Origin of the sequence: Acinetobacter sp. UBA5934, assembly GCF_002430855.1 — a bacterium.
In the GTDB taxonomy this organism is placed as follows: domain Bacteria; phylum Pseudomonadota; class Gammaproteobacteria; order Pseudomonadales; family Moraxellaceae; genus Acinetobacter.
Map to the genome: position 1 here is coordinate 13,054 of NZ_DJDC01000161.1, position 479 is coordinate 13,532.

General features: G+C 46.6%; 1 protein-coding gene. It reads left to right on the top strand.

Annotated features, from left to right (window positions below):
* Positions 1-479 (top strand): type II secretion system protein GspD (locus B2Y23_RS11715; RefSeq protein ID WP_291370967.1); only part of this gene is annotated, 479 nt, incomplete at both ends.

Sequence of the window (479 nt, forward strand, 5' to 3'; positions counted from 1 at the left end):
ACCAGTTTTAATGGTAATGGCGTCAGTATTATTGCCGATGACAGTCAAAATTCTTTGGTGGTGAAAGCAGATCCACAGTTGATGCGTGAAATTGAATCGGCCATTCAGCAGCTGGATATCCGTCGTCAGCAGGTGCTGATTGAGGCTGCCATCATTGAAGTTGAAGGCAATGATGCCGATCAGCTGGGTGTGCAATGGGCTTTGGGTGATCTGAATAGCGGCATTGGTTTAATCAACTTTAGCAATGCCGGGGCGAGTATTGCCGAGCTTGCTGCCGGATATGTAGCAGGTGGTGCAGCGGGTGCAGCTGCCAAATTGGGAACCGGGACTTCCTTGATCCTTGGCGATTATAAAGAAGGCGATAATGGTTCACGCAAACTGTATGGTGCCTTAATTCAGGCTTTAAAAAGCAAAACCAAATCCAATTTGCTGTCTACGCCATCCATTGTGACCATGGATAATGAAGAAGCTTATATTGT